Below are 24378 nucleotides of genomic sequence, written 5' to 3' on the forward strand. Positions count from 1 at the left end.
GGATATAAAAATGGATAGAAAAGACAAGATAAGATGTATAAAATTTCCTCATGATCCTTTACACTGAGTATCTAGCGAACCTGCTTGCGGTACTGAAGAGGGGAGAGTCCGGTGATCTTTTTGAAGATTTTATTAAAGTGGGAAGCATGGCCGAATCCGACATCCTCTGCAATATGCTGGATTTTGTCTTTAGTGGTTCGCAGTCTCGTTTGGGCCGCCCTGACCCTCACCACGCGGATGTATTCGCTGAAATGAAAGCCCGTCAATTTTGGGAAGATGCGGCTCAGGTAAGCTGGACTAATAAAATAGCAGGCAGCTATCTGCTCAAGGGTTAACGGTTCATGGTAATGGTTCTGAATAAAAGAGGAAATTTCCGTCATTTTCTGATGCATCGGATGAGAGGAAACAGGCTCACTACGTTCGACCGCTTCTGATCTATGCACCAGAATGAGCAATTCCAGCAGTAAATGCTGTACACAACGATCGTGCAGGGGCTGCTGATTTCTGCATTCGGTATTCATTTGCAGGAACAAACGTTCAACTTCGATCTGCTCTCTAACCGGTAGGCGCAGCAGTGCAGATTGCTGATACGGTGGTAGGCCAAGAATGTCCCGATCCTGTTGTGGGAGAAATGTCGGTGAGAAATGAATCAAAATGCGCTCCGTTTCCTCCAATTGCGAACTGGCGGTAGAGTGCAATTCATGAGGGGCGATAAATATCAGATCACCCTTGCGGGCGATGTATACCTTACCGTTCATAAAATAAATGCGTTCGCCCCGCAGCAAATAGTACAGCTCGTAGCTTTCGTGGACATGAGGTCGTGGCATAACGGTGAATCCGGTACGGTAGATGTGATGAATGGAGAATTGCTGTTCTCCAATGACATATTTGTCGTTGTTCATTTTATTCATGTGCTTCTTCCTTTGCAAATTAGATAAGTAAGCGCATTCATATATCTACAGTATATATGACACCTGCCAACCGTAAAAGCAGAAAAGATTGATGAGCCAAGCTATTTGTAGCACTGTGAGCACCGTTTGTTATAGCAAGAAGATCGGGGATTCGGCTGATTGACAAGGAAAGGGGGTGAAAAATACTGCCGGCTGGTGTGCAAGAAAATTTTGAGGGGAGGAAATGAATTTGAGCAAGCAGTGTACATGGAAAAAGGTGCTATGCCATGTGGTTGTGGGTTCATTGCTGTTGACCTTATGCCCGCCACTGATTCAAGCGGAGGCCGTTCCCGGGAGTCAGGCGGTGACCGCAACAGAATTGGCAAAGATAGCAACGGACATTCCAGCGTTCCCTGGAGCGGAGGGTGGCGGTAAGTATGTTACCGGTGGACGTGGGGGAGAAGTATACGAAGTTACTACACTGGAGGACTACGGCAAGGGAGAGCAGGCTATCCCCGGCTCGCTTCGTGCAGCGGTCAGTTCCGATAACCGGACAGTAGTTTTCCGGGTGGGCGGAACGATTCATCTCAAGGAGTCACTTAAAATTCAGGGAAACAACCTGACGGTTGCCGGTCAGACAGCTCCTGGCGACGGAATAACCGTAAGCGATTACACGACAGGAATTGATGCAGATAATGTCATTCTGCGTTATCTGCGCTTCCGATTGACCGACCGTTACCTCAGTGAGGATGATGCGTTGGGGGCCAGGTACCATAAAAATATTATGATTGATCACTGTTCCTTTAGCTGGTCGGTGGACGAAGTACTGAGCCTGTATGACAACGTAAATACGACCGTACAGTGGTCCATCGCCTCCGAGAGTATGCTTATGACCACACACCAGAAGGGGCGCCATGGCTATGGCGGCATATGGGGTGGAAGGAACGCCACCTATCATCATAATTTGTTAGCTCACAATGCAAGCCGCAATCCGCGTTTTCCAACGGATAAAAAACAAATCGACGCGGTGGAAATGACCAATAATGTCATTTATAACTGGGGATTTTTCTCTTCATATGGCGGCGGTGAAGGATCGTATAATGTGCTGAATAACTATTATAAATATGGTCCTAACACATATCAGGACGTTCGCAGTCAAATCTTTGTGGACGTGGGGAGTAAAAAATATAAAACACGCATGTTCATTGGCGGTAACTACATGTACGGCAACGACTTGGTTACCCAGGATAACTGGCAGCTTGGAACATCGATTGGGTCGATTATAGACCCTTCCACCCGCCTGGCGGAGCCGATTGAAGTAAGAGGGGAGTACGATAACGGAATTTCCTCCGATGCGTATGGTCCCTACCAAGCGACAGATGCGCAGACGGCATATGCTGAGGTGCTTGCAGGCTCGGGAGCCACGCTGCCAAGAAGAGATGCAGTGGACGCCCGTATTATGCATGACGTGAAGAATGGAACGGGCGCGTTTATCAATTCCTCACGTGAGGCAGGGTGGATTTACGATGATCATAACGTAATCACGACGGAGCTTGCCGACAGCGATCACGATGGAATGCCCGATGAATGGGAACGTGCCAACGGGCTGGACCCTTATAATGCGGACGACCGCAACGGTCAGGGGCTTGCAGGCTCGGGGGCGTATGCTTATTTTGCCAAGGGCTATACTAATCTGGAGGTCTACTTACATGATCTGATCGAGAAGCTGTCGAATGGAAACGAGGTAGATAATCCGGGGGCCGTCGTTCAGGTGTTTGACGAAAACGGCCGTTTATTGAAGCATAATGATATTTTAGAGGCAGGACGTAATGCCAGATTAGCAGCAACGGCCAAGGAAAAGGATGGCATTGCACACGTTGAATTTATCATTGACGGGGTGCTTACTGGCAAGGTTAATACAGCGCCTTATCGTCTCGATTGGAACCGTGTGACGGACGGCACTCATTATATTGTCGCACGGGTGACCGACCGCAAGGGGACTGCTGCATTTTCCAATCCTGTTGCCATTCATGTGAACACGACTGCACCATCGGGAAGCTGGCTGAGCGAAGACATTGGCTCTGAGGGCCTCAATGGTTATATCCAAGGGCATACTCAAGTATTAAAGGATGACGAGAACGGCAGCAGCATACGACTGAAGTCGGCGGGAGACATTGACGGCAAGGCTGACTTTTTCCATTATGCTTATCAGAAATTGGAGGGAGACGGTGACATTATTGCCCGTGTGGAGCAGATTACACCTACCGATGATCATGCCGAAGCGGGTGTCATGATTCGTGAATCGCTGAAGCCTGGATCAAAAATGGCTTATATGGCTTTAGCATTTGTTAAATATGGTAAACAGGGTATTCTCATCAGTCGTGATCAAACGGATGGTAAGACGAAACGTGCGTCAATGGAGACGTTTATTACAACACCATATTCGGTTCGTCTTGTACGACAAGGACAAAAGGTTACCGGCTGGGTATCCGCAGATGGTGTGACGAACTGGGAGAAAGTTGGTGAAACCGTTATGAATTTGCCGGATAATCAGCCGCTATTGTTCGGCTTGGCCACCGATGCATCCAAACAACAAAACGATGTATGGAATTACAATACGTCGGAATTCAGCAATGTTACGATCCGCAAACTGGCAGCAACAGCAGCAGCTCCCGCTAAAACAGAGCAAGATGCTGTTGCCCGGGAGGTGAATAGCGTTGTTGTAGCTACCTATGGCCCTGCCTATGGTCCTGCCAGCTTTACGTCTCTCCAGGCAGCTATTGACGCAGTCCCTGACAACAGCAGCGCCAGGACAGTTATTCGCCTCAAAAACGGTACCTATCGTGAAAAAATAAAAGTGAATTCCTCCAAAAAAAATCTGAGCATTATCGGAGAAGATCGAGAAAAAACGATTATTGCCTTTAACGATACGGCCAAAACCGTGGTGGACGGAAAAGAATTAGGAACAAGCAACAGCTATACGATGCGTGTGCAAAGTCCTGATTTTATACTGGAGAATGTAACGGTTGCGAATACAGAGGGGACCGGACAGGTGCAGGCTGTAGCGTTATATGCTGAAGGTGATCGTGGTCAGTACCGCAATGTCAAAATTACCGGACTACAGGATACCTTGCTTGTGAATCGTGGCAGACAATATTTTAAGGACAGCTATATCAGCGGCAGCGTCGATTTTATTTTTGGCAATTCACCTGCCGTATTTGAGAACTCGGTCATACACAGCTTGCGTGCCGGATATGTAACAGCAGCTTCAACAGAAGAGAACAAGCCGGGTTTGGTATTTATTCAATGTCGCTTGACAGCCGAAAATGGGTTGAAAAGCAAGGTGGAGCTTGGACGGCCATGGCGTCCTTACGCTCATGTTGCCTATATCAAATCCTACATGGATAACCATATCAAGCCGGGCGGCTGGAACAATTGGGGCAAGGTATCCAATGAGCAGACTGCAAGATTCGTAGAGTTTGACAATAATGGGCCAGGTGCAGCGATTGCCGGACGTGTCCCTTGGGCCAAGCAGCTTACTGCTGACGAAGCCAGTCAGTACACAGTCAAAGCCGTTCTGGGCGGGACAGATCATTGGAATCCACAGGTGAATAAATAAATAAATGAATAAATAAATCCGTTTCTTCCAATATAGGCTGGTCAATAGATAAGCGGGGTATGCACTTCAAGTGTGTACCTCGCTTATTTATGTGACAATCTCAAAATTGAAAACAAATATGATTGGTGAATCATTACGTCAGGCTGACCGCTGGCTGTTGTTTTTTGATTGTGGCACGCTATAGACTGTGATTACTTTCTTGTAGAGCAGTCGATTTTTCAAACTCTAATTTTTTTGAAATCGCCAGCAGACCAAGGCAGCAGATAATCAGGGCCAAGCATACCCAATAAGAGTTTCGATAACCCATCCATTGCGCGGTCAATCCGCCCATCAAGCTCCCTGCCAGTCTTCCGATGGTTGTTGCATTGGAATACAGTGTAGAGGCGTACCCAGGAAGAGATGGCAATAAATCCTGCATGTAGCTGATGCCAATGGCCGAAATCACTGCCACAAAGAAGGCTAGAAGAAGCTGCCCCACGAATAGCTGCCACATCTCCGTAGACATCAGGACGAGGAAGTAATAGAGAACCCCTGTTAAAGCCCCTAAAAATACAAGCAAACGGTTGGAGTATTTAGCAGCAAGTACGCCCAGCATGAGCATCAAAGGTATTTCTAATATCGCGCAAATACTGGATACTAGAGCAACGTCACTCGTATCCCCTTGTAAATTGTGAATGATAAACAAGGAAATATTCAAATTATTCATCCAGTGAGACATATAGAGCAGAGTAAGAACTGAAAAGGGGATCAGAATTTCAATATTTTTATGTAATGAAATGTGATGAAGTGAAAGTTGATCCTTACTTTTGAGCCGAGCAGGGGATTGCTTAATAAAACAGAATAGGAGAATAGCGATAATTATAAAAATAAAAGTCGTTCCTGCAAAAATACCTTTAAAACCAGTATGTGCAATCAGAAAAGACCCGAGGAGCGGCCCCGTGATAAAGCCAAGAGAAAACATGGAACGAAGTGTTGAGTTGGCAAAGGCATGATCAGCCGCTTGACTGCGATCTACCGCTTCACGTGCACTGGCAAATAACTGCGGCATTCCAGGTGCTCCCATGGCTGTGAAGACAGTCATATATACAAAAAGTACATAAAAATTTTGAATGACAAGATATCCTGCGAATGCGATCGCATTAAATAACGTACAAATAACCAAAATTTGTTTGCGATCCAATCCAGTATCAGAGCGTTTGCCAATCAGAGAGCTTATCCATATACCACAAATCAAGGTCACAGCCGTAAAAACACCAAAGGTTCCAACCGATACGCCAAGTGTAGTTGTAAAATACACAGCCAAAAAAGGTGCGCTGATCGATATAGCCATGCCTTGCAGTAGCATACAAACCATAAATAGCGGGTAGTTAGGGATAACGAACAGATGTTTAATACGCTTTAGCATTTCATTTTTACACCCCTTCGGATTTAGAAGCCGAACAATACATATCTATAATCTAAACTATATATGATTTTAGTATAATTTGTATAAATACATTGTGTAAAATATTATATATTACTGTTTCCTTTGATGAACAGGTCATTTGCGAGGTCATATACAGGCAAAGATACGGCATTAGGAGTGGGGAGAGATGCGTATACGTATGCGGAATTTACCTGTAGGATTTGCCTTAAAGGCTGAAGCGGTCTACAAATTGCTTGATCAGATCGTTCAATGGCCCGGCGGCCTTTGTAGGAAGGCGGTGATCGGCTTTTTTAATGAAAACAAGCTCACTATTCGGCAATTGTTGGTGTAATATGTTGGCATAAGGATGAAAGAGTTTATCATCTTTCCCATAAACGAGCAGGACAGGGAGATGGATTTCCCCAAGCCGCGAGGTGCAGTTGTACTTCAAGCTGTATCGGTAATATTGTTCGACATTTCTGGAATTTCCCTGTTTCGCATCGTTGAATAATTCACGGAACAAAGAGAACTGTTTCGTTTGCGACCAAGCATTAGAAAGCGCAATCGTACCGACTGCTCCGAGTTTGGAGAGTGCAATGCCCAAAGCAATTTTGTTTCTTAGCCGCCATTCGTTTACTTCCGACATTCCACTGATCACGATCCCTCCCCACGCCCGGTCCGGATAAGTCAGGAGAAATTCAAGCACGATCGAGCCTCCGGTAGAATATCCACACAAAAAAACTTTATCTATGCTCATCTGGTCCATCAGTTGTTTCATATCCTGGACGATTAGAGGGTAAGTAACCGTTTGTTCGGAAGCCTGACTCTGACCGTGTCCTCTGATGTCAAAAGCAATCGTTCGAAAATGAGGGGATAGCCCTTGGATTTGGTATGTAAAATTTAAGCATGTGAGTACCGGAGGATGAATGAAGAGGATAGCGATTCCTTTTCCAGCATCAATATAATGCATCGAGTATCCGTTTATGCTTGTGGTAGTCATTGTTATATTCCTCTCCCTTTGGTGATTTGGGTTTTACTCCAAAAAAATAACTCGTGATATAAAAAACATTTTTGGAATCGTTTTATGACTCTGCAATCATAATTATGTTCTCTAAACAGAAATAATTTAACCTGTAAGATTGAAAAACATTCATACGAGGATTTTGCAAAATCCTGATGCAAGTAAAATCTGTTTTTTTCATAAAATTACTCTGATTTGGGTATGTTTATTTTGTCTAATGAGGAAATGGCGTTTTTAAAGAAGGGAATTATCCTATGAAAAAAAAGAGAATTTCCATTTTTCTAGTACTAGGTTTAACTTTGCTGATTTTTGGTTGCAAGACGGACTCCAGCCAACAGCTCAATCAACAAAGCGTCAAGTCCCATATCCCGGTGAATAGTAAGGCTAAGCCTGTTATAGTCATCCTGATCGATTCTTTAATGAATAAGCCTCTGCAAGAAGCGATTCAAGAAGACCGTGCACCCGCAATGCAATATCTACTTCATAAAGGGCAATATTTCCCGCAGGTAGTGAGTTCATTTCCCACGATGTCTGTGACAATCGACAGTACATTATTAACGGGGACGTATGCAGACCAACATCATGTGCCCGGACTCGTTTGGTACAGCGACCAAAAGAAACGCATGATTTTCTACGGCAATGGTGCCAAAGAAGCCTTGAAGATAGACCAACTGCAAGTATTCTTAGACGCAATTTACCAATTAAACCAAGTTCATTTGAACAAAAAAACGAAAACCATACATGAGGAATTGGCTGACAAAGGAAAAGAATCCGCGTCCATCAATGCTATTGTCTTTAGAGGGAAAACGAAACATGCCTTAAAAGTGCCTGACTTCATAGCGAATAGCAACAGGGTACCAGAAAAAATGATAGTAACAGGGCCTAAATGGTTATCTTATGCAGCTCTGGCACAACTGAATCCGAAAAATCGCTGGAATACTCCTTTGTGGAAAAAATTTGGGATGAACGACGAATTTTCCGCAAAAGATACCGCTTTTCTAATAAGCCAGAAGAAACTTCCAGATGTAACCATCACATACTTTCCAGAGAATGATAATTTGGCGCATAGAAAGGGCCCGACTCAACTGGAGGGAATCGAAAAAGCGGATCAAGCACTGCAAACTGTGTTAGACGCATATGGTTCGTGGGAACAGGCTGTAAACAATGCGATATGGATTGTCATGGGTGACAGTGCGCAAAGCGCTGTTTATGATGATCGACAGGTAGCCACGATTGATTTAAAGTCGCTTTTGAATCATTACCGCATTGCAAAATTAAATCAACCAGTAAGAAACGAGGATCAAATCGTGATTTCCGCTAATGAACGAATGGCGTATATCTATGCGATTAACGATAACGTGGAGTTATCCAATGTGGTGAAGCTATTACAAAATGAAAACAAGCTCGACATTATCGCTATGAAAGATGGTAAAAACGATATTCATGTTACAAAGGGGAAAAAGGGTAAGCTGTTTTCTTATCATCCCGGTGGAAAATTCATTGATGAATATGGACAATCGTGGACATTGTCGGGCGAAGAGGGCCTTGTGGATATTACGGTGAATAACAACCGGATCAAGTATGGAAAATATCCAGACGTATTGGCGAGGCTATACGGGGCCATGAATTCTCATGAAGGAAAATACGTTCTTGTGACGGTCAAGCCCGGATATGAGCTCGCCTGCGAAAGTTCCCCTACCCACATCGGAGGAGGGGCTCATGGTTCGCTGCATGAAAAAGATTCACTTGTCCCATTGATTATTTCTGGAACGAATACACGGCCTAAAACACTGCGAATCGTTGATATAAAAGATTGGATTCTGCAATTGGTGAACAGATAAGTCTAAAATAGAGGTTCGTTACCGACAGTCTGATTTACCCTTTTTCTACAGAAGGCTCTCTTATAGAATACTCTTCCAGCACTGCTGTTTTATCTCCATAGACCCTGTCTAAATGTTCTTCTCCCCATAAGCAGAATCGATCAAGCAAATCTTTAAAATCCCAGCCATATTCACTAAGCTCATACTCCACTTTGGGTGGAACCTGGTTATAAATGATGCGGTGGATGATTCCGTCCTTTTCAAGCTCTCTAAGCTGTTGGGTAAGCACTTTTTGGGTGATTTTTGGAATGAGCTGACGAAGTTCGTATGTACGTTTTTTGCCGCTGGTTAAATGGTACAGGATAATGGCTTTCCACTTTCCACCGATCACCTCCAAGGTTGCCTCGATCCCGAGCATATAGGTTTTGGCGTCGTTTTTCATAGGCTTTTCCTCTCTCTGATCTGTAGTATAAATTACACTAAGGAACCTTAAAGTACCTACGGTACATTGAAGTGCGTACTTCACACTTTCATATATATCAACCATAATAGCATCTGTAGACAGGGTACACCAATCACGAGGAGAAAGAAGGTTACGAAAACATGAAAGTTCTATTGGTCGTCACGCATCCCAGAGAGGATTCACTTACCCTTGCGGTTATGAAGCGTTTTGTAGAGGGATTGAAAGAGAATAAGCACGAGGTAGATATTTTGGACTTGCATCGGGACGGATTTAATCCGGTGTACAGCGCAGCAGATGAGCTGGATTGGAATTCGCCTCATAAACAATATGCTCCTGAAACACGGAAAGAAATGGATAGAATAGTGGCTGCGGATGCTCTGGTCTTTGTGTTTCCATTATGGTGGTACAGTGTCCCGTCCATGCTAAAAGGATATTTGGATAAAGTGTGGAACATAGGTTTACTTCAGGAGTTTTCGACGAAGCAGGTTTTGTGGATGTGTTTGGCAGGAGGGACGAAAGAACATCTGATCAAGTATGAATACCACGATATAGTTACTAATTATTTGAATAAAGTGATTGGTGGTTATGCACGAGTAAGAGAGTCCAAGGTAGAGTTCTTCTATGATACTTTGTCCGAATCGAAAGAGTACATTGAAGGTCTGCTGGAGCACGCTTATCAATTAGGTGTAGCATATAAGTGAATTAATACTGATAACAACTGAAAATTCATATTATAGAAAAGGTATTAAGGACCAGTTGGCGGCCCTTAATACCTTTTGTTTTAAAGACGAGAGACTAATCTTTTACAGGTTCATGCAAAGGTACTGAGGGTGCTCCTTGTACAGATAACCCGCCGCCAGGTGTACTTGCCGAACCACCGTGATGTGTTGCTGCCCCTATTTCTGGAGTAGCTCCCGCAGGAAGTTTGGCCAGCTTCTGCTTTTCCCATAGCGCTCTGGCGATTACCAGCAACGAGAGTACACCGACATATAGTAACAGTGAGCCAAGTTCGGGAAGCATTTCCTGAAAAGGTGCACCGCGCAGTCCCATGCTGCGGAGGAATTTGAACATCCATACGAAAGGAAAGAAATCACTGATTTGTATCGCTAAAGGTTGATACAGTGATCTTGAAAGAGCGCCCCCTGATAGAACAAAAGCAGGCATGAACACCATCGCCATTCTGCCAGCGGCTATTCCCGGATGTGCGGCTCCCCATGTAACCAGGACATTGAGACATACGGTACCGAATACATAGAGAACAACCGGAATCATGAAAAGGATCGGATTGGCCTCGAAACGGCCTCCTCCAAACATTTTAAGTATCCCGAGAGAGAAGATTAAGCCAGCCGTCGAAAACAGCGTATAAGGAAGAATACGCAGCAGGATGTTGAACGGATTTTGCAGTTCGGCAGCAAGTCTCTTGGAAACCCTTAGTCTGGCGACGATAGGTAAGCTAGTGATATTAAGTATCATAAAAGAGAACATACAAGTAAATGCAAGTATCGATGAACTCTGAAAATCATTGGTTGGGTTAAACAGGGAACGTACCTCTAATGCGATACCATTGAGGGCTCCCTGAGCCTGTTCCGAGTTCATCCCTGTTTTCAACACAGCTGGAACAGACAGTTCCATATTCTCGGAAACGCTAATTTCCTGCATAGCTGTACGAATGAAACTAATAGATTGAGCATTGGTGTTATCGAGAATGAGACCTACGCGGCTGGAAAGGGAACGATTGCGATTGTCCTCTAAACCGTGCGGCAAGGAAATAACAGCCAAATATTGCTCGTGATAAAAATACTGTGCAGGGTTGTCCGTATACGTAACAATCTTGGCTACATTCATATACGGAGAAGCATCTATTTTTTGAATGAGCTCACGGCTGTAAGCTGTGTTATCTTGATCGACCACTACCACGTTAGCATCGTTAATTTGGCTGCTTGGGAGCAACAGTGAATACGCCAGTACGGCAATCAACGGGAAAATGATAGCTATGATCGGATACTTGGAGTGAACCAGATACGACCATTCATCACGAAGAGATTTCATTCGTATTCACCTCAACTGTCATGCCTGGTAGCAAAGCTGCTTCTCTTGTTACATATACACGTACCTGGAATGTGGCGGTATCTGCCTCACCTTTTTCACGGGACATCTTTACATTAGCGAATTGCGGCGCAGCGGTCACATAACGTACTGTACCTTTCAAATCCTTGTTGAGAGCAGATATTCTTGTTTTGATCTCTTGGTTGGCCTTGAATTTACCCGCTTGTTCCTCATTCACATAGAGATCGTAATATAAATCGTTGGTTTCCAGGGTAATTAAAGGCGCCCCTTGCGCGACATTTTCGCCGACTTTTGTACTAATTGAAGTAACCTTGCCATCCTGTGGTGCCTTTAATACCAAGCGTTCTTTTTTGAGCAGCAGCGTTTTAAGCTGAACTTCCTGTGTGTCTTTTTGTTGTTTTAAAAGGTCGATAGCCAGCTTCTGATCCGCCAACTGTTGACGGCTCTGCTGAATGGTTTCCAGTTGGGTCCTGGAACGATCGACGGACAATTGGGCACCACGAATTTCCTCCTCAGCTTGTTTTACCGCAACCGCTGCTTGTGTCGTCTGTTCGCTGGCCTGCATTCGTTCTTCAGCGGTGGCGCCATGGAGCAGCTTTTGAAGAGACTCTTTTTGCTGGTTCAACTGATTTGTCGCTAAAGTCAATGAGGTTTCGGCATCATCCAACGCTGCTTTGGATACACTTCCTGCATCATAAAGGGCTTTATTACGTTTGTAGTTGGTCTGAGCCGTCTGAAAGTTTTTGGTAGCAGAAGCTACGGCAATTCGTTGCTGCTGAACATCTTCATCCCGAGCCCCGTTATTGACCTGCTGTTCCGCAGCGGTGGCCTGACGCTCAGCCGCTTGTGCCCTGACTTTTGCTCTCAGTGACTTGTGCTTGTGCGATATCAAGCTGTGCTTGTTTTTCCTGAGTTGTTGCCCGTGTATACCCTAATTGGATTGATTGTTGTTGGCTGATCTGTGTATTGAACTGGGCGATTTGTGTCCGCAGTTGCTCAATTTGCAAATCCACATCTTTGGAATCCAAAGTCATAAGGACAGTTCCCTTTTTCACCTTCGTTTCTTCTGTTACCGGGATGTTCAGGACTTTGCCGCCTACTTGTTCAAAAGATACATGAATGCTATCAGCATTGAGCGTTGTGCCTTTAACGGATCGCGAAGCATTGACTTGATCTTGTCCGTTGTTTTGAAGCAGGAAACCCCCGCCGATCAGACAGGCAATAGAAATGACAGGGATGATAAGGCTGGTGACTTGTGTACGATTCATGGGTAATACGCTCCTTAAGTTCATAAAATGGATTAAACCTAGACTCGAATAAATATCCTGATAATGTACATTTTATTTATTCTTATAAATAGTAATCTAGATGTTAGCCGGCTAACTATAATATGAAAAATAAAACTTACTCTGGTTTTGCTGCTTTATATATCTCTTTTGCTTGAGGGATGCCGCTTTCTATTTTTTTCAGTAATGTCAGGAGCAGCTCTTTTTCATCGTTGGATAGGTGGCTCATCAGTGTGGAGGTGCATGTAAAATGTACAGGCAGCAGTCTCTCCATCATTTCTGTCCCTTGTTCAGTCAGTTTAACAATGCTCATACGGCGGTCGGAAGGGTGAACGGATCTCATAATAAGTCCATCGCGTTCCATACGGTCAAGCAGACGGGTAACGGTAGGCTTGCTAACCCCTACTTTCTCCGCAAGCTCTGTGGCCAGCAACCCTATTTGGATGTTGCGATACAGCAGAATTAATATCGAAAATTTCCCGTGAGATACACCGAATTTCTCAAAGCCTTCAGAGCTGACTTTAAAAAGACTGGAGGATACGCGCATAAAAAATAGCATTGCTTCTGCAGCTCTTACATCAATCTCTGGTATACGCATAGAAAATTCTTGCAGCGTTTCACGAATGGGCAAGTCCCGTAAATCAAAATCCATAAGGTTCTCCTTTCTTCTTACAGTGTGTACCAGTCGATAAATTAGTTAGCCGACTAACCTTAATCGATTCGAAAAAGAATTTCAAGCTAAATTTTGCTAATCGACATGCAGGTATTTTGCCATATGGAGGTTGTTCGTGCAATAATTCTAGCTATTCACTACATTGATATTTACAGTGAAGTGCTTGATAATAAGTGGATATCGCACGAGACAAAGATACCCAAAAGTGAGGAACTTTTAAATGACGACAAAATTATATTACACCGCTCCGAATCTTACGGAGTGGGACACTTATATTACACAGAGCATGGAAAGAGACGGAACATTTTTTGTTATGCTCGAGGAAACGGCCTTTTATCCGAATGGCGGAGGTCAGCCGTGTGACACAGGAACGATTCAGGGCATTCGTGTATTAGATGTTGTTCTTGAGGATGGGGACATTTGGCACCAGGTAGAACGTTTACCGGAGGATGTGAAGGTGGCCTGCCGTTTGGATTGGGAGCGCAGATTTGACCATATGCAGCAGCATAGTGGACAGCATTTGTTGTCAGCGGTTTGTCTGGAACTGTTGGGTGCGCGTACAGAAAGCTTTCATTTGGGACAAGAGTACGCCACGATTGATGTAAACTGTTCGGATATAACCCCTGCGCAGCTATCGGCAATCGAGCAGGAAGTAAATCACCAAATCTACAGCAATCGCAGCATAAAAAGCTATTTTGTAACCCATGAGCAATTAAAGGATATCCCGCTTGTGAAAACGCCCAAGGTGACGGAGAATATTCGTATTGTTGAGATTGAAGGCATTGAATATAATGCCTGCGGTGGCACACATGTGGCTCAGACCGGGGAAATTGGGATTATCAAATGTCTGAAATGGGAAAAGCAGAAGGGCATGGCGAGAATTCATTTCAAATGCGGTGCTCGTGCACTTCAGGACTTTAACGAGGGTGTTCGGATTCTGGACGTGTTATCTGCGAAGTTTAATACCGGGCGAAAAGACATTTTGACCCGATTTGAAAAGTGGGAGCAGGAGCACAAGCAGCTCAAGGCGCAAATGGAACTCCTGCAGGAGGAAAATGCTTCGTATCAGACAAAAGAGTTGCTGTCTGCTGTTCAGGGGCACGTTCTTGCCCATATGTTTGAACAAAAATTGTTTCAGGAAGTACAGCAAATGGCTGTCAAGCTGACAGCTGAACATGATTTGCTTGTTTTATTAGCGACGACAGCAGACAACAAAATCATTCTGGCACATAACGGCACACAGGCGGTCGCCTGCGGGGCATTTTTTAAGGAGAATCTGGGCGCATTCCAAGGGAAGGGGGGCGGCAGCAACCAATCAGCCCAGGCCGCATTCCCATCCCGCGAGGATCTTTTGAGTTTTTTTGAAACGGCCCAGCGGCAGTTTGTTCAGGGGTAATACATGCCTAGTGACGCAGGGGCAGCTTCCACTTTTCTTTTTCCGTAAATAAAATAAAAGAAAAAATGAGTGCAACAACAGCGCCCCAAATGGCAATATCCCCAATAGCCAAAGTCAGAAATCCCCCCAGCAAGGCACCGACCAAAAAGGCTGCCAGGATAACACCGTAACGCATCGCTCGAATGGCAGCGTTCGTGTCCTTGGTCGTAATGGCAATATACAAAGCCTCACAAGCTGATCTAAGGTTTCCGGTGCTGACGGTTGAGGTATATGGCACATCAATGAGCTTGCGGAAGGATGTCATTTGGACAGAAGCGACGAACGAGACGATCACCACCACCACGGTATTGGGAACCCCCTGCGGGATGAGTCCTACGATGAAGAAAATTGCAATTTCCAGTAAAAGAATAGCGCGAGTCCAGTCTGGAGTCAGGCGATGGGTCGATTTTCGTTTAATCCCTTCAGCAACAAAAACACCCAGCGAAAAGGCGATCAGGGGCGGGATATAGACTAACGCCTGAACCCAGTGTCCCTGAATGATTTTGACAGCCAGCAGTACGATATTGCCTGTCTGTGCATTGGCAAATACGCCGTCTCTTCCGACAAAGGTATATGTGTCCAAAAAGCCCCCTACTAATGAAAGTAAGGCGCCCAGTCGTAGCGATTCGGACGTTACCTGATGTAAATGGATTTTGCCCTTCATAATCACGGCAGAAGCCTCCTATGCTAAAACGTCGATTTCTCTAACTTAGCACGCCAATCCAGATACGACAATTCATTTGGACACATCGGCACGAAATCGGCACAAAGAAACCGCTTCACTAAGGCGAGAGCGTGAAGCGGCTTTTTTGTATTGCTAGCTTAGGGACAACTGCCGGGAGCTTCGGCTGTGATTTATTGCAGGGCTTGAACGAGAGCTTCGCCAAACGCCTGAGCGCCATCCGGGCCATCGGCTGTAATAATGTCGCTATGCGCAACGACATGCTGAGCCACATATTCGGCTTGATGCGATTGGAGTTGATCTTTCTGTACGTCCACCGGATAGCACGCAGCCGTTCTGCCGGAGAGCAGTCCAGTTTGGGCCACAGCTACGGAACCCGCGCAGATACCGGACAACAGAATCTTTTGCTCATGAGTTTGTTTTAGCAGGACTTGGAGATCTGCGTTATTCCACAGATAGTCATTCGTTCCTGATCCACCGATCACAGATACTACATCATATTCCGCAAGGATCGCGTCTGAGAAAATAAGCTCAGCAGTCGCTTTGCCGTTGTAGTCACCGATGATTTCACCTGTTTTTGTGCTAGCCAGCGTCACCGTAACGCCTGCTTGCTCCAGCGCTTCCTTGGGTTTAAACAATTCATCCTCATTAAAGCGCTCCGGGGGTATAATAAAAAGAGCTTTTTTACTCATACTTCATTCCTCCTTGAATGTAAAATGATACTATTATTGTAGGATGGCTTCGTCAGGCTGTGAAGAATGCACTTTCAAGTACGGAGGTTACCTGCAGGTTACTATTGGGCTGTAGGAACATGATGAATTAGAAGGAGTTAATCGATATATGTCTGATACACTAAGAGAAGAAATACGGGAGAAGATCGTCAACGGAGACTATAATTGCGAAAAGGAATTGACGCTGTCGGTGTTAAGCGGAAAGTGGAAGGTTGTTATTTTGTGGCATTTGGGTGTGGAAGGGCCACACCGCTTTAGCGACCTGCAAAGGCTGTTTCCGAAGCTGTCTCATAAAGTGCTGACCAACCAGCTGCGCGAGCTGATGGAGGACGGTATTGTACATCGGGAAGTTTATCCAGAGGTGCCGCCAAAGGTGGAGTATTCGATGACCGAACTGGGGATGACGATTTTACCGATTGTAGAAATGATGTATGACTGGGGGAAAAAACGGGTGCAAGCCATCCGCGAGGAAATGGGGCGCGGCAGCGATATATAAGTGGAACATTTCCACTTACTACGTCTTATAAAGAAATAGAACGCCTTGCGTGATGAGTACGAATTGTACCCGGGCAAAGGCGTTCTTTGGCATGTTAGCAGATCGTGTTATTTATCATGGCATAACTTCAATCCAGCGGGTAGCCCAAGTACCGATATGGTCAAACAATGGAGCTAAATCGCGTCCTTTATCCGTAAGGGAGTATTCGATCCGAACCGGCTTCTCAGGATAAACCATACGTTGTATGATTCCTTCTTCCTCAAGCTCCTTCAAGCGATCGGAAAGGACCTTCCCGCTTAAATTGGGGATTGAATTCTCGATAGCGACAAATCGTTGCGGGCCGTTGGTTAGTTGAAACACGATTAATACCGTCCAACGTTTGCTCAGTAGCTCCATAGCTTTTTCAAACCGTGGGCACATTTGCGGAATGTTCATAAGATCACCTCATGCTCCTATTATTAACGATTCACTGTTAAAAGTAAATGATTTTACTTTGTATAAATTTATTACTTGACGAAATCGGATGATATAAATATACTTTGTTACATAAAGTAACTTCTAGATTTGGATACGGACATTCCTATATGATACTTAAAATTTGAATAGTATAATAGAAGATGCAATTAAAATGACAGGTATGGGCTAATCGTTGAGGTCATGGTTTGGGTGTAGGGGGAAGTCAGATGAAGCTGGAATGTGAAGTGTGCGTAGTTGGCGGAGGACCGGCAGGGACTTTGTTGTCCTGTTTGCTGGCGGAGCACGGTGTTTCTACAATATTGGTTGAGCGGCAGAGTGTGGCGGGAAAGGCTTTCCGCGGTGAAATTTTAAACGATGAGGGTCAGCAGGTGATTGGGAAGCATAAGCTGCTCGATCAAATTCATGAGGATTACATTCTTGCCTCAACGAGAATTGAATATTGGGAGCATCAGCAGCAGATGAAAATGGTCAAGCCGGGCTCCGCAGACGGGAATGTGGGGATTCACATTCCACAGCCCCGCTTTTTAGAGGCTCTGCTGAAACAGGCTTCAACGTGTGAATCCTTTCGTTACCTGGCTGGCACGACAGTGACTGCGTTGCAAGGTGACAGTGAGCAGGGCTACACGGGCCTGACTGCACGTGACAAGGGCGGCCGTGAGATTACGATTCACTGCTCTGTAATTGTCGGAGCAGACGGTCGCTATTCAACGGTGCGCAAGCTGGCACAGATGCCTGTGACGAACATCCGGCACGGCTATGATCTGCTATGGGCGAAAATCACGGCACCTGCCGGATGGGAGCCTGTCACACGTCTGGCGCTGGTTAACGGACGGCAGCTGTCTTTATTTTCGCAGGCTGAGGGTTATATTCAAATTGGCTGGAATGTGGAGGAAGGCAGCTTTTCGACGCTGTTCAAGCAATCCTTTGAACCGTTCATCCAGCTCTTTACGGAGGCCTTTCCGGATCTGGAGCATAGCGTGCACGATCACATTCGTTCATGGAAGGATTTCGTGCCGCTGGACATTTTCAGCAGCCGCAGCGACACGTGGACGCAGGGCGGACTGGTCCTTATCGGAGATGCGGCGCATACCATGACACCTACCGGAGCTTTTGGCCTGAACGCAGCCTTGAAGGATGCCGATGTGCTGGCGAGTGTGCTTCTTCGTTTACGTCAGGAGGGAGGATACACCGCAGCAGGCTTGAAGGCGTTCGAAGACGGACGGCGACAGGCTGTGACCGAGCTTCAGGAACGGCAACTGACGATGGAATCCACGTTTCATGAACATTTTTCACAAGTAGATACCCCAATCGTGTAAATCAACCACTAGCCTTTGAATAACCGAGGGCTTTCAAATAGATAGAGTGATATAAAGGATGGTGCAGAGAGATGAACCAAAAAGATGTAGCTACGCTACTTAACGATAAAATTCAAACGATTCGTGGAGAGCAATCCTCGACGATTTTGGTAGGACCGATCAAGCTGCCAGTCAATTTGGAAGGGGAAACCGTTGTTTTCCAATGGTACTGCTGGTTGCCTGTACGGGATGAGGCAGATCGCCAGGACTTGCTGAACGCAACCGCTGACACGCTTGTGAAGCGATTGTCCACGCTGAATTTGGCAGAGGGACAACAGTCAAGTGTACTGGTATATGGCGATCTTCAACAGTCGGAAAATGCACTTGTGCGTATGCATAGTATTTGTCATACTGGAGATATTTTTGGCAGCAAGCGTTGTGATTGCGGATTTCAGCTTCACCAATCCATGAAAATGATTGTGGAGCATGGAACAGGGGCATTGTTTTATCTGGCCAATCATGAAGGTCGCGGGATCGGTTTGTTTAGCAAAGCAATGGCATATATTTTGCAGGAAGAGGGCATGGATACCGTCGAAGCCAACCATCAATTGGGCTTTGAAGATGATACCCGCAATTATGTAGATGCTATTAATGTGCTGCGTCACCTGAGACAAAAACCGGTCACTTTGATTACAAATAACCCTAAAAAGCTGGATGCCTTGAAGAAATCGGGTATGAACGTAGCGGGGCGTATGCCGCTGTGGGGCGATGTATCGCAATATAATGAACGGTATTTGAATACTAAAGTGGAACGGTCCGGCCATTTGCGGGATTTCGATTTCAGGGAGGTTCTATGAGCATTCAGACCACTCACGAGAAATATATGCACCTGGCGTTGGAAAATGCCAGAAGCGCCAAAGGGCAAACAGAACCGAATCCGCTCGTCGGATCCGTGATTGTTAACAACGGTCGTATTGTTGGGATTGGCGCTCATTTGAAGCCCGGCGAGCCACATGCGGAGATTCATGCTTTGCGTATGGCAGGTGAACATGCTCGGGGAGCAACGATTTATGTAACACTGGAGCCTTGCTCCCACCACGGACGGACAGGCCCGTGTGCAGAAGCGATTGTGAAGGCTGGCATTCGCCGCGTGGTGATCGCTGCGCTGGACCCGAACCCGCTGGTTTCGGGCAGAGGGGTACAGATTTTGAAAGATGCGGGCATCGAGGTCATCGTCGGCGTATGTGAGCAGGAATCGATCCGTATGAATGAAGTATTTAACCGATATATTGTGAGCAAGCGTCCTTTTATTACGATCAAATCGGCGGTGACGCTGGATGGTAAAATTGCCACCCGGACCTCGGAAAGCAAATGGATCACGTCTGAGGCGGCACGGGAGGATGTGCATCGTCTTCGTCATGAGCATGTGGGCATCCTGGTCGGTGTGCAAACCGTGATTCACGATAATCCGCAGCTTACGACGCGTCTGCCGGAGGGAAGGAATCCGATTCGTATCATTCTGGACAGCACGCTTCGTATTCCATTGGATGCTCGTGTCATTACAGATGGAGAAGCGCCTACCTGGATATTTACTGGACGTGCTTATGATGAAGGCAAGCGTAGCCAGCTGGAACAGCTGGGTGTGAAGGTATACCCGACACAGGATACAAACAGCGATCGGGTTAACCTCTCGCAAATGCTGGATATTTTGGGTGCTGCCGAGGTGTCTTCGGTGTTCGTCGAAGGCGGGGCCGAGGTGAACGCTTCGTTTGTACAGCAAGGCCTGGCAGACAAGCTCGTACTGTATATTGCGCCGAAGCTGGTTGGAGGACGCGCAGCCCCTGGCTTTTTGGGAGGAGAAGGTGTGTCCGCGATGAGCGATGCGGTTGGGCTACAAGATTTGAGCGTAACGCAGGTTGGCGTGGATTTGAAGATAGAAGGGTATTTTGGGCGGAGAAAATGAGTGAGTTGTTTTCGGGGGAAGGCGCTTCGCGAAGGGGTTGATCTTCCGATCGCTGTTGCCCCTGAATTTTTTGGATTGAATAAGCCCTTACAGGGTTAAAATTCAGGGGCAAAGGCGAACGCTTCGCTTCTCCAGATTCAACCCCTCCGCTCCGCTGCTGACCGCCACAAAATTACTCATTTTTCCGAAATGTGGTGGAGCATGGGGAAGGCGAAAAGACTCAAAGACTCAAAAGCTTAATACTTAAAGATTCAAAAAACGAGGATCTGAAGGGCTGAAAGGCCTGGAGGATCTTTTTTTATGCCCAATGTTTATCGAGTGAATGATTAATGGGATGAATAACTCATACAATGAACACCTGATGGTGTGAAGGTTTTATGGGGTGAATGAAAGCCAAGTCTCAATTTTTGGATTATCTAGTCCTTAAGTCGCATTTACGTGTTTAATCGCGTTTTCAATACGAAAATACGAAACGACGAGCTGATAGGATTTGTCCAAAAAACTATATAACATAATTGCGTATATTAGGGCCTTTCGTACTTATTTCTTTTGTAATTTCCAGGGCCTTTCGCCTCATTTAGTCGAAAAATAGCGATAAAAGGATTGACCTGGAAATCGGGAAGGAGCACAATGTAGTCGAATCCCGATTGGAAGAAATGGGAAAACCATTGCAGCATAAGGGATTAAAGACTTGAAAGGAGGATCGGTGTAAGGGATTAAAGAATATAAAGGAGGATGTAAGTTATGAAAAAAAAGTTGTTATGCTTGTTAAGTGTCAGCTTGATATGTTTAGCTGCGCCGGTTTCTACTAAAGCCTTTTCGGGGGAGGTTACACAAGGTGCTGGCTCATATTCAACGACCCTGCCTGCCGGAGTAGCTACTCCGCAAAACGAAATTTACAAAACAGCGAATGTAACCGGCGCGATGCCTACCAATGACTGGTGGAGCAGTCTGGCTTGGGTGTCTCATTCTGAGGCCCAATACCCTCACCCCATTGCCTTGAAAAATCAGCAAGATGGCTTGCGCATCTTTAACCCGAGCGGGAAGATTACTGTAAATCCGGGATTTGTAGCAGGCTGGATGGATGAAAAGAACGATTTTACCATTGGTCATTCTGCAGCTGCTTCATTTCCGGATGCCAAGGTAGACGGGTTCAGTGATTGGTTTGTTAAATCATTATTTCAAAGCGGAAGCAGCAAAATAAGCGCTACCTACGGACACGGTTCCCCATATGTTTATTTTGAGTTTGGCGGCGGCAATCCCAAGCTCTCGTTTAATGAGGCACCTGAGGCCTGGTCCGGATCAGCCAACTCCTCTGTGCTTGGCATTACGATCAATGGCTCACACTATGGCTTGTTCGGTCCTTCCGGTAGTACCTGGTCCGGCTTGGGAACGAATACACTGACGAATCAGCTGAACGGGAAAAACTATTTTACAGTGGCGGCTTTGCCTGACAAAACAGCGGAGACCTTGGACAAATTCCAGCAATACGCCTATTCCTTTGTTACAAACTCCAAAGCGCAGTACAGCTATAACGAAGGTTCTGCCGAGGTAACGACTACTTTTAATGTTACAACAACAGCGAAGGAAGGTACACAAGACGGTACTATTTTTGCCTTGTATCCGCATCAGTGGAAAAATTCATCACAGCCCCTGCTTGGCTACACGTATAAGTCTGTACGCGGTCTGATGAAAACGGCAGAAGGTACTTCTTTTCAAACGAAGATGAAATTTTCAGGGGTACTCCCTTCCCTGCCCGACTTGGGGTCTTATGATAAAAATACGCTTAACAGCTACGTAAACGAAGCGAAAGCGGAAAACTATTCCGGCGACGGGGACACGTACTGGACTGGAAAACGCCTGGGCAAGCTGGCAGCTTTGGCGCCGATCGCTGACCAGGTTGGCAATACGGCAGCATCGACCCAGTTCCGCAATGAGATCAAAAGTCGGCTGCAGGACTGGTTTAAGGCCAGTGACAGCTCTGGGAATCTGAAAAGCTCCAGTCTATTTGCGTATAACAGCAATTGGGGGACATTGATCGGTTATCCCGACAGCTTTGGCAGTGCAATAGAATTAAATGACCATCATTTCCATTATGGCTACTTTATTAAGGCTGCGGCTGAAATTGCACGTGTAGACAAGAACTGGGCATCCGATTCCCAATGGGGGCAAATGGTGAATCTGCTTATTCGCGACATTGCCAATACCGACAGATCTGATTCGAAATTTCCGTATTTGCGTAATTTTGATCCCTATGCCGGGCACACTTGGGCTTCCGGACATGCCAAATTTGGCGATGGCAACAACAATGAATCCTCCTCAGAGGCGATGAATGCCTGGGCTGGCGTTATTTTATGGGGTGAGGCCACAGGGAATACTAAAATTCGTGATTTAGGTATTTATCTATATACAACGGAAATGAATGCAATTAACGAATATTGGTTTGATGTGAATGGCACAAACAACCCTGCAGGAATGGGAAGCGCAACGGCAAGCATGATCTGGGGCGGTAAAACGGTGGGGAATGCAACATGGTGGACCAGTAATCCCGCAGAGGTGCACGGTATCAACTGGCTTCCAATTACCTCTGCGTCCCTTTATTTGACGGAATATCCGGAGTATGCAACTAAAAATTATAACGATCTGCTGAAAAAAAGCGGTGGGAATTTTAGTCCATGGGAAGATATAGTGTATATGTACAGAGCGATCTCGGACCCATCCGAGGCCAAGGACAAATTCAGTGCACGCGCAGCGTCCATGACACCGGAAGCGGGGAATTCCAAGGCGAATGCCTACCACTGGATCTACAATTTGGATGCAATAGGCAACCTTGATCGCAGCGTCACTGCCAATACACCGAGTTATGGCGTTTTCAATAAAAACGGGGTGAAAACCTATGTAGCCTACAACTTTACCAACGAGGTCGAAACAGTAACCTTCTCGGATGGACACAGCATTACCGTGCAGCCTAACAGCTTTAATGTCGGAAATGGAAGTGATGGCGGCAATACCGAGCCTGATACAGAGGCTCCATCCAGCCCGGCAAATGTGCGGGCTGCGAGCAAAACGGCTTCAAAGGTCACTCTGGAGTGGGATGCAGCCACAGACAATGTTGGCGTTACAGGTTATATCGTTTATAAGGACGGAGCTCAGGCGGCAGAGATAAGCGGGACTTCCGCTTCAATTACAGGACTGAAGGAAGCTACGACGTACAGCTTTACCGTTAAGGCTCGCGATGCAGCCGGGAACCTGTCTGAGGCCAGCAATGCCGTAGAGGTCACTACGGAGGCAGCATCTGGCGGCAATGACGATGGCGAAGAAACGGACGATTACACCGCGCAAGCTCGTTTTGTCAGTGATAGTGAAGCACTGCTTCAATTTACACCCAAAACAGCTTCCGCCTATGTTGATGTGCATTATGTTTTGTCCGGTGGTGAACAGCTTAATTATCGGATGACAAACAACGACGGCATTTGGGAGCAGCGGGTTACAGGCCTCAACAACGGGACGGTCGTCAGCTACTGGTTTACTTATGAAAAAGCGGGAGCGCAATATGACACCTCTAAGGCGAGTTATACGCATCAGGCTGCCCCTACAACGACAGGGATCTCCAAAATTTCCGCTACCGAGGCGTTGATTACGTTCCAGCCGGAGAGTACATCGGCATTCGCGGATGTCCACTATGTTGTTTCCGGCGGCGATCAAATGAATTATCACATGACGAACAACAATGGAGTCTGGGAGCAAAAAGTCAGTGGACTTTCGGCTGGTCAGGTCATCGACTATTGGTTCACTTATGAAAGCAATGAATTGGCGCATGACACCTCTAAGGCAACTTATACCCATCTATAGGCTAATCATTAGAGGCCCAAGCTACGAACGCGACAGATAGCAATATAAAGAACGACACGAGGGAAGCACAGGTGCTTCTCCCGTGTCTTTTTTGTTTTTTACAGGGTCGTAATACTTTCGCCATGTTCGCGAGGATGGATGTGCGTGATAATGATAAAGGCTGATGCAGGAAGATATTACCGAGGCGAGGATTTCCAAAGGTC

20 protein-coding genes are annotated in these 24378 nt (G+C 46.0%); 9 read left to right on the forward strand and 11 right to left on the reverse strand.

Features of this window, described 5'->3' with window-relative positions:
- Positions 1–71: 71 nt before the first annotated feature.
- On the reverse strand, positions 72–911 hold the full coding sequence (locus BAZ21_RS16705) for a helix-turn-helix transcriptional regulator (protein WP_068503058.1): 840 nt from the start codon (positions 909–911) through the stop codon (positions 72–74).
- Between the two features lie 229 nt (positions 912–1140).
- On the opposite strand from BAZ21_RS16705, the gene BAZ21_RS16710 reads away from it, so the two are divergent.
- Complete coding sequence (locus tag BAZ21_RS16710; protein ID WP_068503061.1) at positions 1141–4509, forward strand: pectinesterase family protein; 3369 nt, start codon at positions 1141–1143, stop codon at positions 4507–4509.
- A 178-nt stretch (positions 4510–4687) separates the two neighbouring features.
- Here BAZ21_RS16710 and BAZ21_RS16715 read toward each other — a convergent pair whose 3' ends face one another.
- Positions 4688–5914: a sugar efflux transporter gene (locus BAZ21_RS16715; RefSeq protein ID WP_068503064.1), complete on the reverse strand. Its 1227-nt coding sequence runs from the start codon at positions 5912–5914 to the stop codon at positions 4688–4690.
- Between the two features lie 226 nt (positions 5915–6140).
- Positions 6141–6914 carry an alpha/beta fold hydrolase gene (locus tag BAZ21_RS16720; RefSeq protein WP_068503067.1) on the reverse strand — a complete coding sequence of 258 codons (774 nt, stop codon included), beginning with the start codon at positions 6912–6914 and terminating at the stop codon, positions 6141–6143.
- Between the two features lie 275 nt (positions 6915–7189).
- Here BAZ21_RS16720 and BAZ21_RS16725 point away from each other — a divergent pair, with 275 nt between their 5' ends.
- Positions 7190–8776, forward strand: coding sequence for an alkaline phosphatase family protein (locus BAZ21_RS16725; RefSeq protein ID WP_068503070.1), 1587 nt, complete (start codon positions 7190–7192; stop codon positions 8774–8776).
- 34 nt (positions 8777–8810) lie between these two features.
- Here the strand turns inward: BAZ21_RS16725 and BAZ21_RS16730 are convergent, their stop codons facing one another.
- Positions 8811–9197, reverse strand: a complete 387-nt coding sequence (locus tag BAZ21_RS16730) for a winged helix-turn-helix transcriptional regulator (protein WP_068503073.1) — start codon at positions 9195–9197, stop codon at positions 8811–8813.
- A 161-nt stretch (positions 9198–9358) separates the two neighbouring features.
- Here BAZ21_RS16730 and BAZ21_RS16735 point away from each other — a divergent pair, with 161 nt between their 5' ends.
- Positions 9359–9919 carry an NAD(P)H oxidoreductase gene (locus tag BAZ21_RS16735; protein WP_068503078.1) on the forward strand — a complete coding sequence of 187 codons (561 nt, stop codon included), beginning with the start codon at positions 9359–9361 and terminating at the stop codon, positions 9917–9919.
- 94 nt (positions 9920–10013) lie between these two features.
- On the opposite strand, the gene BAZ21_RS16740 is transcribed toward BAZ21_RS16735, so the two are convergent.
- The 4 genes from BAZ21_RS16740 to BAZ21_RS16750 all read right to left on the reverse strand — a co-directional run bounded on the left by BAZ21_RS16740 (position 10014) and on the right by BAZ21_RS16750 (position 13223).
- Complete coding sequence (locus tag BAZ21_RS16740; protein ID WP_068503080.1) at positions 10014–11267, reverse strand: ABC transporter permease; 1254 nt, start codon at positions 11265–11267, stop codon at positions 10014–10016.
- Complete coding sequence (locus BAZ21_RS16745; protein ID WP_256021491.1) at positions 11251–12177, reverse strand: HlyD family secretion protein; 927 nt, start codon at positions 12175–12177, stop codon at positions 11251–11253. Before BAZ21_RS16745 ends, BAZ21_RS16740 begins: the two co-directional genes overlap by 17 nt.
- A complete protein-coding gene (locus BAZ21_RS29735; protein ID WP_256021493.1) occupies positions 12122–12553 on the reverse strand; it encodes a biotin/lipoyl-binding protein in 432 nt (143 codons plus the stop codon). The genes BAZ21_RS16745 and BAZ21_RS29735 overlap by 56 nt, the downstream gene beginning before the upstream one ends.
- A gap of 136 nt (positions 12554–12689) precedes the next feature.
- Complete coding sequence (locus BAZ21_RS16750) at positions 12690–13223, reverse strand: MarR family winged helix-turn-helix transcriptional regulator (protein WP_068503084.1); 534 nt, start codon at positions 13221–13223, stop codon at positions 12690–12692.
- Between the two features lie 241 nt (positions 13224–13464).
- Here BAZ21_RS16750 and BAZ21_RS16755 point away from each other — a divergent pair, with 241 nt between their 5' ends.
- Positions 13465–14640, forward strand: a complete 1176-nt coding sequence (locus tag BAZ21_RS16755; protein ID WP_068503087.1) for an alanyl-tRNA editing protein — start codon at positions 13465–13467, stop codon at positions 14638–14640.
- Between the two features lie 7 nt (positions 14641–14647).
- Here the strand turns inward: BAZ21_RS16755 and BAZ21_RS16760 are convergent, their stop codons facing one another.
- Positions 14648–15349, reverse strand: coding sequence for a YoaK family protein (locus tag BAZ21_RS16760; protein WP_068503091.1), 702 nt, complete (start codon positions 15347–15349; stop codon positions 14648–14650).
- 185 nt (positions 15350–15534) lie between these two features.
- Positions 15535–16053, reverse strand: a complete 519-nt coding sequence (locus BAZ21_RS16765; RefSeq protein WP_068503094.1) for a DJ-1/PfpI family protein — start codon at positions 16051–16053, stop codon at positions 15535–15537.
- Positions 16054–16201: 148 nt separating this feature from the next.
- Here BAZ21_RS16765 and BAZ21_RS16770 point away from each other — a divergent pair, with 148 nt between their 5' ends.
- A complete protein-coding gene (locus BAZ21_RS16770; RefSeq protein WP_068503099.1) occupies positions 16202–16588 on the forward strand; it encodes a winged helix-turn-helix transcriptional regulator in 387 nt (128 codons plus the stop codon).
- 114 nt (positions 16589–16702) lie between these two features.
- Here the strand turns inward: BAZ21_RS16770 and BAZ21_RS16775 are convergent, their stop codons facing one another.
- Positions 16703–17023: a winged helix-turn-helix transcriptional regulator gene (locus BAZ21_RS16775; RefSeq protein ID WP_068503102.1), complete on the reverse strand. Its 321-nt coding sequence runs from the start codon at positions 17021–17023 to the stop codon at positions 16703–16705.
- A 248-nt stretch (positions 17024–17271) separates the two neighbouring features.
- Between BAZ21_RS16775 and BAZ21_RS16780 the strand changes: the two genes are divergently transcribed.
- The 4 genes from BAZ21_RS16780 (at position 17272) to BAZ21_RS16795 (ending at position 24175) form a co-directional block, all read left to right on the forward strand.
- Positions 17272–18381, forward strand: coding sequence for an FAD-dependent monooxygenase (locus BAZ21_RS16780; RefSeq protein ID WP_068503104.1), 1110 nt, complete (start codon positions 17272–17274; stop codon positions 18379–18381).
- A 71-nt stretch (positions 18382–18452) separates the two neighbouring features.
- Entirely contained in the window at positions 18453–19217 is a 765-nt protein-coding gene (locus BAZ21_RS16785) for a GTP cyclohydrolase II (protein ID WP_068503108.1), read from the forward strand.
- A complete protein-coding gene (gene ribD / locus BAZ21_RS16790; protein ID WP_068503110.1) occupies positions 19214–20323 on the forward strand; it encodes a bifunctional diaminohydroxyphosphoribosylaminopyrimidine deaminase/5-amino-6-(5-phosphoribosylamino)uracil reductase RibD in 1110 nt (369 codons plus the stop codon). Before BAZ21_RS16785 ends, ribD begins: the two co-directional genes overlap by 4 nt.
- A gap of 744 nt (positions 20324–21067) precedes the next feature.
- A complete protein-coding gene (locus BAZ21_RS16795; RefSeq protein ID WP_068503113.1) occupies positions 21068–24175 on the forward strand; it encodes a glycosyl hydrolase in 3108 nt (1035 codons plus the stop codon).
- Positions 24176–24378: the final 203 nt, after the last annotated feature.

Source organism: Paenibacillus kribbensis (genome assembly GCF_001705305.1).
In the GTDB taxonomy this organism is placed as follows: domain Bacteria; phylum Bacillota; class Bacilli; order Paenibacillales; family Paenibacillaceae; genus Paenibacillus; species Paenibacillus kribbensis_B.

Coding starts and splice junctions, on each gene's coding strand:
- BAZ21_RS16740 (WP_068503080.1), bottom strand. CDS start 11,267: ATGAAATCTCTTCGTGATGAATGGTCGTATCTGGTTCACTCCAAGTAT.
- ribD (WP_068503110.1), top strand. CDS start 19,214: ATGAGCATTCAGACCACTCACGAGAAATATATGCACCTGGCGTTGGAA.
- BAZ21_RS16755 (WP_068503087.1), top strand. CDS start 13,465: ATGACGACAAAATTATATTACACCGCTCCGAATCTTACGGAGTGGGAC.
- BAZ21_RS16730 (WP_068503073.1), bottom strand. CDS start 9,197: ATGAAAAACGACGCCAAAACCTATATGCTCGGGATCGAGGCAACCTTG.
- BAZ21_RS16750 (WP_068503084.1), bottom strand. CDS start 13,223: ATGGATTTTGATTTACGGGACTTGCCCATTCGTGAAACGCTGCAAGAA.
- BAZ21_RS16735 (WP_068503078.1), top strand. CDS start 9,359: ATGAAAGTTCTATTGGTCGTCACGCATCCCAGAGAGGATTCACTTACC.
- BAZ21_RS16775 (WP_068503102.1), bottom strand. CDS start 17,023: ATGAACATTCCGCAAATGTGCCCACGGTTTGAAAAAGCTATGGAGCTA.
- BAZ21_RS16770 (WP_068503099.1), top strand. CDS start 16,202: ATGTCTGATACACTAAGAGAAGAAATACGGGAGAAGATCGTCAACGGA.
- BAZ21_RS16715 (WP_068503064.1), bottom strand. CDS start 5,914: ATGCTAAAGCGTATTAAACATCTGTTCGTTATCCCTAACTACCCGCTA.
- BAZ21_RS16725 (WP_068503070.1), top strand. CDS start 7,190: ATGAAAAAAAAGAGAATTTCCATTTTTCTAGTACTAGGTTTAACTTTG.
- BAZ21_RS16720 (WP_068503067.1), bottom strand. CDS start 6,914: ATGACTACCACAAGCATAAACGGATACTCGATGCATTATATTGATGCT.
- BAZ21_RS16795 (WP_068503113.1), top strand. CDS start 21,068: ATGAAAAAAAAGTTGTTATGCTTGTTAAGTGTCAGCTTGATATGTTTA.
- BAZ21_RS16705 (WP_068503058.1), bottom strand. CDS start 911: ATGAATAAAATGAACAACGACAAATATGTCATTGGAGAACAGCAATTC.
- BAZ21_RS29735 (WP_256021493.1), bottom strand. CDS start 12,553: ATGAATCGTACACAAGTCACCAGCCTTATCATCCCTGTCATTTCTATT.
- BAZ21_RS16785 (WP_068503108.1), top strand. CDS start 18,453: ATGAACCAAAAAGATGTAGCTACGCTACTTAACGATAAAATTCAAACG.
- BAZ21_RS16780 (WP_068503104.1), top strand. CDS start 17,272: ATGAAGCTGGAATGTGAAGTGTGCGTAGTTGGCGGAGGACCGGCAGGG.
- BAZ21_RS16765 (WP_068503094.1), bottom strand. CDS start 16,053: ATGAGTAAAAAAGCTCTTTTTATTATACCCCCGGAGCGCTTTAATGAG.